Here is a 7,588-nt window from a genome sequence, read left to right as displayed (position 1 = left end):
CCCCCCCCCCCCCCCCCCCCCACCGCGGGGTGGAGCGGTGGTGTGGGGGTGAGGTGGTTCAGAGCACGACGTCGAGGTGGCCGGCGGAGGCGGAGCCGAGGAACGTCATGAGGCGCAGCTGCACGTCCACGGGGACGGGCCGCGGGCTGGTGAGCGTGAGCCTGCCGATGAGGCGGCGCACGTCGTCGGGGGTCAGGTCCCGGTCGGCGGCGACGGTGCCGTCGCGGCGCTCGCGGTTGATCTCCGCGGCGAGCTGGGCGACGGGGGTGCCCTCCAGCTCGTCGAGGTCGAGCGAGGGGCCGTACAGGTGCGCGATGAGGGTCCGGTCGGACTGGGTGAGCTCGTCCAGCGGGTCCTCGTGGACGTAGTCGGGCGTGATGCGCTGCACCGGGGCGAGGTTGTGGAGCGCCTCGGGGCGGACGGTGCTGCGCACCGCCACGGGGGTGGTCACCGATCCGATCCGCACGGCTATCATCTCCAGTCACTCATCGTGGTTTGTGTGTCACGTCGAGTGTGGCAGGGGGGTCGTCCCGCTTGAGGTCGCGTCACCCGGACGGAGCAGCGGCCGTCCGGGTGACGCTCGGGCGGCGTCCCGGGGACCGGCCGCCGCGGCCGCCTCAGCCCAGCTCGGCGGCGCGCGCGGCCCCCACCTGCGTCAGCGCCTGCTCGAAGACGTCCGCCAGCGCGAGCGAGAAGTCCAGCGGCACCAGGGGGCTCTCGGTGCGGGCCGCCGCCAGGCACTCGTGGACGTGCTCGAGCATGAAGCGGTGCCCGTGCTCGACGGGGTTCTCGCGCACCTCCGGCTCCCCGGCACCCTCCCCGCGGCGGTGCACGGTGAAGCGGCGGCCGGAGTGCAGCGGCGCGTCGACGTGGATCCAGCCGGCGTCGCCCTCGATCCAGGCGTTCGAGGAGGCGTGCGCGGCGATCGTCGTGGACAGCGCCGCCACCGCCCCCGACTCCCAGGACAGCGCCAGGGCGACCTGCCGGTCCACGCCCGAGTCCGTCAGCGTCCCGGCGGCGCGCACCTGCGCGGGCGCGCCCAGCAGCGTCAGCGCCAGCCCCACCGGGTAGGGGCCCAGGTCCAGCAGGGAACCGCCGCCGATGGCGGGGTCGTGGAAGCGGCGCGCGGACTCCGGCGCGGGGAAGCCCAGGTCGGCGTGCACGGACAGCACCCGCCCGATCGCCCCGGAGGCCACCACGTCCAGCAGCTCGCGCGTCAGCGGCAGGAACCGCGTCCAGTACGCCTCCATGCAGAAGACGCCGCGCTCGCGGGCGGTGGCCACCAGGTCGCCGGTGGCGGCGGCGCTGGCCGTCATCGGCTTCTCCACCAGCACGGGCGTCCCGGCCAGCAGGGCGGCTCTGGCCGGGGCGTGGTGCTGCGGGTGGGTGGTGGCCACGTAGACGGCGTCCACGGCCGGGTCGGCGAGCACCGCCGCCACGTCGTCGTAGGAGCCGGCGGCGCCGTGCTCGTCGGCGAAGGCCCGCGCGCGGCCCGCGTCGCGCGAGCACACCGCCGCCAGGTGCCCGCCGTCGGCGAGCTCCAGCGCCCGCGCCACCGTCCGGGCGATGCCGCCCGTGCCCACGAAACCCCAGCCGACGCTCACCGCGCCACCTCCCCGTCCTCGTCGTCCGGCACGTCCCCCCGGCGCGGCAGCGACGCCGCCGCCCCCGGCCTGCTCACCGTCACCGCCGCGACCCGCGCCGCCCGGCGCGCGGCGTCCACCAGCCCCGCCCCCGACAGCAGGGCGTCGACCGCACCGGCCACGAAGCTGTCGCCGGCGGCGGTGGCGTCCACCGCGTCGGCGGGCGCGGCGGGCACCTCGGCCACGCCGGCCGGGGTGACGACCACGCAGCCCAGGGCGCCGCGGGTGACGATCGTGGTGCCGTCGGGGCGCACGGCGCGCGCCTGGCGCACCAGCGCCTCGACGTCCGCCGCGGGCGCCTGGCCGGCCAGCACGGCCAGCTCCCCCGCGTTCGGCACGAGCAGGTCGGTGCGGCGCAGCAGCTCCGGCGGCAGCGGCCGGGCCGGGGCGGGGTTGAGCACCAGCAGCCCCGTGCACAGCCGGGCGGCGGCCAGCAGGGCCTCGTCGGGCACCTCGCACTGCAGCAGCACGACGTGCGCGCCGCTGACGAGGGCGGCGGCGGACTCCACGCGCGCGGCGTCCAGGCGGTCGTTGGCGCCGGGGCTGAGCACGATCGTGGACTCCGCGTCGTGCACGAGGACGACGGCGACGCCGGTGGGGGCGTCCACGGCGCGGACGTGGTCGACGTCCACCCCCTCGGCGGCCAGCGCGGTGCGCAGCGCCCGGCCGTCGGCGTCGTCGCCGACGGCGGCGACCATGGCGGTGGTGCGCCCCAGGCGGGCGGCGGCCACCGCCTGGTTGGCGCCCTTGCCGCCGAGGCCGCGCACGGCGTCGCCGCCGCGCACGGTCTGCCCGGCGGGCGGCAGGTGCGCCAGCGCGATCGCCAGGTCGGCGTTGACGCTGCCGACGACGGTGACGTCGTGGGTCTTGGCCGCGCGCAGGCGCCCGTGGGAGTCGCGCACCGCGCCCGCCGGCGCCTGCGCGGACCCGCCCGCCGGCTCGTGACCGCTCACCGGACGGGCAGGACCCAGATCGCGGCCACGGCCGGGTCGCCGAGGTCGACCTCGCGCGCGCCGGGCCCCTCGCCGAGCCGCACCACGGTGGTGCCGGCGAACTCGCGGCGCGTGACGACGCGCACGTGCAGGTCCAGGCCGATGCCGAGGTCGGCGAAGTAGCGCAGCACGTCCGGGTCGGCGTCGGAGATGCGCGCCACGGAGCCGCTGGCGCCCTCGGGCAGGTCGGCCAGGCTGTGCGCGCCGGGGCGCGGGACGGTGCCGTCGGGGCGCGGGATGGGGTCGCCGTGCGGGTCGCGCTCGGGGTGGCCCAGGCGCTGGTCCAGGCGGTCCAGGAGGCGGTCGGAGACGGCGTGCTCGAGCACCTCGGCCTCGTCGTGGACCTCGTCCCAGGAGTAGCCGAGGTCGGCGACGAGGAAGGTCTCCACGAGGCGGTGGCGGCGCACCACGCCGAGCGCCTGGGCGCGGCCGGTGTCGGTCAGCTCCACGCCGCCGTAGCGCTCGTGGCGCAGCAGGCCCGCGTCGGTGAGCTTGCGCACCGCCTCGGAGGCGGTGGACGGCGAGACGCCCAGGGCCTGGGCCAGCTTCGAGAGGGTGATCTTCTCCTCCGACCACTCGCCGGCGGCGTAGACGGCCTTGAGGCAGTCCTCGGCGGCCGGGGTGGCGGGGCGGGGCACGGCCCCAGCTTGCCACCCGCTGCGCGGGCACGGGGAACCGCGCGGGCGGACGACGGGTTTCGGGCCACCGAAAAACGTTTGTCGACGTATGCTGGGGGTATCGCCAGGGCTACCGGTGTACCGAGCGGGAGGAGACCGTGGTGGACCGACGCTGGACCGGGATCGGCGACGCCGTGCTCGCCGCCGCTCTGCTGGCCGCCGCGGGGGCGGCCGCCGCCGCCGCGCGCTGGCCGGAGGCCGTGATCGCCGCGCTGCTGGCCCTGTCGTGGGCGGCCGCGGCCGTCAGGCGCCTGCCCGTGCGGCGCACCGCCGCCGTGGGCGTCCTCGCCCCGGCACCGCAGGTGGCGCTCGCCGAGCCCGCGGTGGCCGAGGCGTCGCTCGCCGAGGCTGCGGACGCCGGCCCCCGCCCCGCCGCCTGACGGCGCGGGGAGCCGGGCGCGCCGCTCAGCCGGAGCCGCTCAGTCGAAGATCTCCGCCGACACGCCGGTGGGGCCCTCGTACTCGCGGTCCGCGATGCCCGCGAGCGCGTCCTTGACCTCCTTCGAGGCGCCGTTGCCCTCGGCCGCCTCCAGCAGCGCGTCCTTCGACGCGGGGTAGTCCACACCGTGCAGGGCCTTCTGGACGTCGATCGGGCTGACGTTCGCCACGGGGTTCCTCCTCAGCTGTCCGGGTTCGCGGCCGTCCTGCCGCACCGGCCGCCGTCGGCGGCCGACCTGCCCATCCACTCGCGGAACGGCGCGCGCCGCACCTCGGGACTGCCACGATCACGCCGTGGAGCGCACCCCGGAGCAGACACCGCTGGCCCCCGCCGACCTCGCCGCCGCCTGGCGCCGCACCCGCCCGCCGCGGCGCCTGGTGCACCTGGACTCCGCGGCGGCCGCCCGCGCGAGCTGGGCCGTGCTGGACGCGGCTGCAGCGCACGCCCGCCGTGAGGCCGAGGAGGGCGCCTACGTGGCCGCGGCGGCCGCCGCACCGGTCCTGGACCGGGCCCGCGACGACGTGCGCGCCCTGCTGGGCTGGCCCGCGGGCGAGGGCGCGGTGGCGTTCTGCCACAGCGCCGAGGACGCGCTGCGCCAGGTGCTGCTGGCCCGGCCCGGCGGGCTGCCCGCCACCGCGGCGCACGCGCCCGGCGAGTACGGGCCCAACGTCGCCGTGCTGGACCGGCTGGGCGTGCGCCCCGTCGTCGTGGACACCCCGCACCGGCTGGACCCGGCCGCCTTCGAGCGGTTCCTGGCCCGCACCCGTCCCGGCCTGGTGCACGTGACGTGGGTGGGCAGCCACGTCGGCACCGTGCAGCCCGCCGCGGCCGTGGCGGCCGTCTGCGCCGCCGCGGGGGTGCCCGTGGTGGTCGACGCGGCACAGGCGTTCGGGCACGTGGACACCGCCCTGGACGCGCTGCCCGCCGACGCGGACGTCGTCGTCTACGGCACCTCCCGCAAGTGGCTGGCGGGCCCGCGCGGCGTCGGGTTCGTCGCCGCCCGCGGGCCGCTGGCGCAGCGGCCGGCGCTGCTGGAGCAGGCCGAGGCGCACGTGGCCGGGCGGGTCGGCCTGGCCGTCGCCCTCGCCGAGCACCGCGACCTGGGCCCGGGCGCCGTGCGGGCGGGCCTGGCGCAGGTGGGTGCCGCGGTCCGGCACCGGCTGGCCGCCCAGCTGGAGGGGACGTGGGAGGTCGTGGAGGAGCTCGACGAGCCCAGCGCCACCGCGACGCTGCGCCCCACCGCCGCGACCCGGGACGCGGCCCCGGACGCGGCACGGCCGGACCTGGCGGCGCTGCGCGCCCGGCTGCTCGCCGAGCACGGCGTGCTCACCACGTTCGCCGGCGCGGAACGCTCCCCCGGCGAGATGCGCGCCCCCGCGCTGCGCGTCAGCGGGCACCTCGACACCACGGCCCAGGACGTGGACGCGCTGGTGGCCGCGCTGCGGGCGGTGGCCTGAGCCCGGGCCCGTCCCGGCGCGCGCCGCGCCCCGCCCGCTGCGACAGTGGGGCGCGATCACCCGATCACCGACACGAGAACCCGGAGGGTCCGCGATGAAGGGCAAGGTCCTGTTCCTGGTGGCCGGCGCAGCCGGTTACGTCCTCGGTGCGCGCGCCGGGCGGGAGCGCTACGAGCAGATCAGTTCCGCCGCCTCCCGCGCCTGGGGCAACCCCAAGGTGCAGCAGAAGGTCGGCGACCTGGAGGGCAAGGCCACCGAGGCCGCCAAGCAGGCCGGCGCGGTGGCGCAGGAGAAGGTCGGCGCGGCCGCCGGCTCCGTGCGCTCCAAGGTCGGCGGCGGCGGTGACGACGGCGACGGCGGTTCCGGGGAGCCGCTGGGCGAGCAGCACCACACCCGCATGCCGAACGACTGACGCGGCACCGCACCACCACCGCCGCCGCGCTCCCGGTCCCCGGGTGCGCGGCGGTGGTGCGGCGCCGATCGTGGAGCCATGAGCTCTCCCACGGTCGGTGACCACGTCGTCTCGCGCCTGGCCCGCTGGGGGGCGCGCCGCGTGTACGGCTACCCCGGTGACGGCATCGGCGGGGTGGTCTCCGCCCTGGACCGCGCGCAGGCCGCCGGCGAGGCGGAGTTCGTGCAGGTCCGCCACGAGGAGACCGCGGGTTTCTGCGCCACCGCCGACGTGAAGTACGGCGGCAGCCCGATCGGGGTGTGCGCGGTGACCTCCGGCCCCGGTGCGGTGCACGCCCTGAACGGCCTGTACGACGCCAAGCTGGACCACGTGCCCGTGGTGGCGCTGCTCGGGCAGAGCGCCAGCAACGCCCTCGGCACCAGCTACTACCAGGAGCTGGACCTGGTGCGGCTGTTCGCCGACGTCGCCGGCGCGTACCTGTTCCAGGTCAGCGACCCCAGCCAGGTGCAGCACGCCGTGGACCGCGCCGCCCGCACCGCGCTGGAGCGGCGCACCGTCACCGCGATCGTGCTGCCCAGCGACCTGCAGGACGCCGACGCCGTCCTGGACGTGCCCGTCGCGCACGGGTACACCCACACCAGTTCCGTGCCCGGTTCGCTGCCGGGCGCGCCGCGCGCCGAGGCGCTGGAGCAGGCCGCCGAGGTGCTGCGCTCGGGGAAGCGGGTCGCGATCCTCGCCGGCGCCGGCGCGCTGGGCGCCACGCAGGAGCTGACCGCGGTGGCCGACCGCCTCGGGGCGGGGGTGGCGAAGGCGCTGCTGGGCAAGGCGGTCCTCGACGACCGCCTCGACTGGGTGACCGGGGCGATCGGGCTGCTGGGCACCCGCCCCTCCTGGAACCTCATGCAGGGCTGCGACGTGCTGCTGATGGTCGGCACGACCATGCCGTACAGCGAGTACTACCCGGCTCCCGGGCAGGCCCGCGGTGTGCAGATCGACGTGGACGGCACCCGGTGCGGGCTGCGCTACCCCACCGAGGTGAACCTGGTGGGCGACGCGCAGCAGACCCTGGCCGCGCTGCTGCCGCTGCTGGAGGGCGCCGACCCGGACCCGTCCTGGCGCGAGGAGATCGCCGGGTGGAACCGCACCTGGCGCGCCTGGGGCGAGCAGCGCGCCACCGCGGCGGCGGAACCGCTGAACCCGGAACTGCTGGTGCGCGGGCTGTCGGCGCGGCTGACCGACGACGCGATGGTCGCCGTGGACTGCGGCACCGCCACCAGCTGGTACGCGCGCGACCTGGACCTGCGCCCGGGGATGCTGGCGTCGCTGTCGGGGACGCTGCTGTCGATGGGCGGCGGGATGCCGTACGCGCTGGCCGCGAAGCAGGCCCACCCGGACCGGCCGGTGCTGGCGCTCATCGGCGACGGCGCCATGCAGATGAACGGGATCAACGAGCTCATCACGGTCGCTCAGCGCTGGCGCACCTGGGAGGACCCGCGGTTCGTCGTCGTGGTGTTCAACAACCGGCAGCTGTCGTTCGTGGCGTGGGAGGCGCGCGCGATGCAGGCAGAGGTGCCGTTCGGCGCGGCGATGGACGTGCCCGACGTCCCGTACGGGCAGTACGCCGGGCTGCTGGGGCTGGGCGGGGTGCGCACCGACGGGCCGGAGGGCCTGGACGCGCTGCTGGACGAGGCGTTCGCCGCGCGCCGGCCCACCGTCATCGACGCGGTGGTGGACCCGGACGTGCCGATGGTCCCCCCGCACGTGACGACCGAGCAGGTCGTGAACACCGCGAGGGCCACCGCGAAGGCCGGCCTGCAGGGCGACCCCTCGGCGCGGCGGATCGTCGTGGAGGGCGCGCGCGAGACCGTCGGCGCCGCGGCCCGCGCCCTGCGCGAGCGCCGCAGCGGCGACGACCGCAGCTGAAACCCACCCCCCTCACCCCACCCCTCCTCACCCCCGCGCCCGCCC

9 protein-coding genes are annotated in these 7,588 nt (G+C 77.5%); 4 read left to right on the top strand and 5 right to left on the bottom strand.

Annotation, left to right across the window (positions count from 1 at the left end):
* Nucleotides 1–58: 58 nt before the first annotated feature.
* From V9U69_RS03805 to V9U69_RS03790, 4 genes are all read right to left on the bottom strand, one after another.
* Nucleotides 59–451: a hypothetical protein gene (locus tag V9U69_RS03805; RefSeq protein ID WP_337059972.1), complete on the bottom strand. Its 393-nt coding sequence runs from the start codon at nucleotides 449–451 to the stop codon at nucleotides 59–61.
* 166 nt (nucleotides 452–617) lie between these two features.
* Nucleotides 618–1,604: a Gfo/Idh/MocA family protein gene (locus V9U69_RS03800; protein ID WP_337059971.1), complete on the bottom strand. Its 987-nt coding sequence runs from the start codon at nucleotides 1,602–1,604 to the stop codon at nucleotides 618–620.
* Complete coding sequence (locus V9U69_RS03795) at nucleotides 1,601–2,596, bottom strand: ribokinase (protein WP_337059970.1); 996 nt, start codon at nucleotides 2,594–2,596, stop codon at nucleotides 1,601–1,603. Before V9U69_RS03795 ends, V9U69_RS03800 begins: the two co-directional genes overlap by 4 nt.
* Complete coding sequence (locus tag V9U69_RS03790; protein ID WP_337059969.1) at nucleotides 2,593–3,273, bottom strand: metal-dependent transcriptional regulator; 681 nt, start codon at nucleotides 3,271–3,273, stop codon at nucleotides 2,593–2,595. Before V9U69_RS03790 ends, V9U69_RS03795 begins: the two co-directional genes overlap by 4 nt.
* A 140-nt stretch (nucleotides 3,274–3,413) precedes the next feature.
* Between V9U69_RS03790 and V9U69_RS03785 the strand changes: the two genes are divergently transcribed.
* Nucleotides 3,414–3,692 carry a hypothetical protein gene (locus V9U69_RS03785; RefSeq protein WP_337059968.1) on the top strand — a complete coding sequence of 93 codons (279 nt, stop codon included), beginning with the start codon at nucleotides 3,414–3,416 and terminating at the stop codon, nucleotides 3,690–3,692.
* A 39-nt stretch (nucleotides 3,693–3,731) separates the two neighbouring features.
* Here V9U69_RS03785 and V9U69_RS03780 read toward each other — a convergent pair whose 3' ends face one another.
* A complete protein-coding gene (locus V9U69_RS03780; RefSeq protein ID WP_337059967.1) occupies nucleotides 3,732–3,920 on the bottom strand; it encodes a DUF2795 domain-containing protein in 189 nt (62 codons plus the stop codon).
* 124 nt (nucleotides 3,921–4,044) lie between these two features.
* Between V9U69_RS03780 and V9U69_RS03775 the strand changes: the two genes are divergently transcribed.
* The 3 genes from V9U69_RS03775 to V9U69_RS03765 all read left to right on the top strand — a co-directional run bounded on the left by V9U69_RS03775 (nucleotide 4,045) and on the right by V9U69_RS03765 (nucleotide 7,543).
* Nucleotides 4,045–5,208: an aminotransferase class V-fold PLP-dependent enzyme gene (locus V9U69_RS03775; RefSeq protein ID WP_337059966.1), complete on the top strand. Its 1,164-nt coding sequence runs from the start codon at nucleotides 4,045–4,047 to the stop codon at nucleotides 5,206–5,208.
* 94 nt (nucleotides 5,209–5,302) lie between these two features.
* Nucleotides 5,303–5,620, top strand: coding sequence for a hypothetical protein (locus V9U69_RS03770; protein WP_337059965.1), 318 nt, complete (start codon nucleotides 5,303–5,305; stop codon nucleotides 5,618–5,620).
* A gap of 78 nt (nucleotides 5,621–5,698) precedes the next feature.
* Nucleotides 5,699–7,543: a thiamine pyrophosphate-requiring protein gene (locus tag V9U69_RS03765; RefSeq protein WP_337059964.1), complete on the top strand. Its 1,845-nt coding sequence runs from the start codon at nucleotides 5,699–5,701 to the stop codon at nucleotides 7,541–7,543.
* The last annotated feature ends 45 nt before the right edge of the window (nucleotides 7,544–7,588 follow it).

Source organism: Kineococcus sp. G2 (assembly GCF_037154035.1).
In the GTDB taxonomy this organism is placed as follows: Bacteria; Actinomycetota; Actinomycetes; order Actinomycetales; family Kineococcaceae; genus Kineococcus.
This window is presented reverse-complemented; position numbering and strand designations above follow the sequence as displayed.